Source organism: Providencia sp. JGM181 (genome assembly GCF_018257375.1).
In the GTDB taxonomy this organism is placed as follows: Bacteria; Pseudomonadota; Gammaproteobacteria; order Enterobacterales; family Enterobacteriaceae; genus Providencia; species Providencia lanzhouensis.
On record NZ_JAERJY010000250.1, the window covers coordinates 1 to 1,834 of the forward strand.

Below are 1,834 nucleotides of genomic sequence, written 5' to 3' on the forward strand. Positions count from 1 at the left end.
TCCAATAACAGAACGATTGCACTGAATGTATCACAATACTCTGTTAGATGTACCACTAACTCTACATGATTCTGAGTGAAAAAAGGATTAAAAAATGATGTTACGGAAATCAAACTGGCACCCAGCAGATATCATTGCAGCTTTACGCAAACGTGGAACAACCCTAGCGGCGATTTCTCGTGAAGCAGGGCTTAGCTCGTCAACGCTCGCGAATGCGCTATCGAGACCTTGGCCTAAAGGAGAATGGATCATCGCAAACTTTTTAGGTATTCATCCATCAGAAATCTGGCCTAGTCGCTATTACGATCCAATGACGGGTGATTTATTAGAAAGAAAAGTTCGAGAAAAGCCAAAGAAAATCGAGGAAACAAGCGAATTAGAAAACAGGGAGCCAGAAGAAGAGAATATCTAAAATCAGTCGCTATTTTTGATCAGAACTGAAAGATAAAGCCCACTATTATTTTCTTTAAAAACAGCAAGGTTAATTCATTGTACCTTCAAGGGGTTTCCCCTTATTTTGATAAGCGAAAACTTATCGAGTATAAAAATAAAGGGCGGAATCGCATGAAAGCAACTCCGCCCTTATTTAAGCGCTAATTCTTAATTGGCATTAGCCATTAATGAATTTTTCACCTAATTCAATATCTGCTTTCAGTACGCTTAACATATCTTTCAGTGCTTTCTCTTCAAATGCACTTAATTTACCAATTGGTAAATGTTTTTCGATACCGTTTTTGCCTAATACAACAGGTTGAGCGAAGAAGCGAGCGTGTTCCCCTTCACCTTCAGTGTATACACACTCAACCACATTGCTTTCGCCTTGCAGACCACGGATCAAAGATAAGCCCAGGCGTGCTGCCGCTTGACCCATAGACAGTGTTGCAGATCCGCCACCCGCTTTAGCTTCAACCACTTCAGTACCTGCGTTTTGAATACGCTTAGTCAGTGCTGCGATTTCTTCATCAGTGAAGCTAACACCAGGAATTTGAGACAGTAATGGCAGGATTGTTACGCCTGAGTGACCACCAATAACTGGCACTTCAACTTCGTGAGTTTTCTTACCTTTTAATTCAGCAACGAAAGTATTTGAACGGATGATATCCAGTGTCGTTACACCGAACAGACGGTTTTTATCATACACGCCAGCTTTCTTCAGAACTTCAGCTGCGATAGCAACGGTTGTGTTCACTGGGTTAGTAATAATACCGATCAGTGCTTTCGGGCAGGTAACCGCGATTTGTTGAACAAGGTTACGTACAATACCTGCGTTCACATTGAACAGGTCAGAGCGATCCATACCTGGCTTACGTGCGACACCCGCAGAAATTAATACTACGTCCGCACCTTTCAGTGCTGGGGTTGCATCTTCACCCGCAAAACCAACCACTTTAACGTCGGTAGGGATGTGGCTTAAGTCAGCGGCAACACCTGGAGTTACTGGCGCGATGTCGTAGAGGGAGAGTTCTGAACCTGCTGGGAGCTGGTTTTTGAGAAGAAGGGCGAGAGCCTGACCGATACCACCTGCTGCACCTAGGACTGCAACTTTCATTCTAAAACTCCTTAATTGTACTTTAAAATATATGAATTCATCTGACTACGCACTAAACACATTACTTATAAAAAACAATTCTTTAACAGTTAGAGAGAAGTGTTAACGCGAGATAAATCACCAACACAATAGTTCTATTCTAAACAAATTCCTTATCTGTTAATGAGATAACGGACACTTTTTTAACAAATAGTTTTTATTGCTATTGCATTTAACATTAAACCCAATTTTATTTGACGATTTATTCAGCACCGCTTAATTATTTAACAAATTTTTCACAGTAAC

2 protein-coding genes are annotated in these 1,834 nt (G+C 41.1%); one reads left to right on the forward strand and one right to left on the reverse strand.

The window, feature by feature from the left end; translation table 11 throughout:
* The first annotated feature begins 94 nt into the window (after positions 1–94).
* Positions 95–412 (forward strand): helix-turn-helix domain-containing protein, encoded by a 318-nt coding sequence (locus JK188_RS17240; RefSeq protein ID WP_211886874.1) that lies wholly within the window; start codon positions 95–97, stop codon positions 410–412.
* 198 nt (positions 413–610) lie between these two features.
* Here the strand turns inward: JK188_RS17240 and mdh are convergent, their stop codons facing one another.
* The gene (gene mdh / locus JK188_RS17245; protein ID WP_154603033.1) at positions 611–1,549 is read right to left on the reverse strand and encodes a malate dehydrogenase; all 939 of its coding nucleotides are present in this window, start codon (positions 1,547–1,549) and stop codon (positions 611–613) included.
* Between the last annotated feature and the right edge of the window lie 285 nt (positions 1,550–1,834).

What these genes read in the sequence shown, in the direction of transcription:
- mdh (WP_154603033.1), bottom strand. Translation starts at nt 1,549, where the DNA reads ATGAAAGTTGCAGTCCTAGGTGCAGCAGGTGGTATCGGTCAGGCTCTC.
- JK188_RS17240 (WP_211886874.1), top strand. Translation starts at nt 95, where the DNA reads ATGATGTTACGGAAATCAAACTGGCACCCAGCAGATATCATTGCAGCT.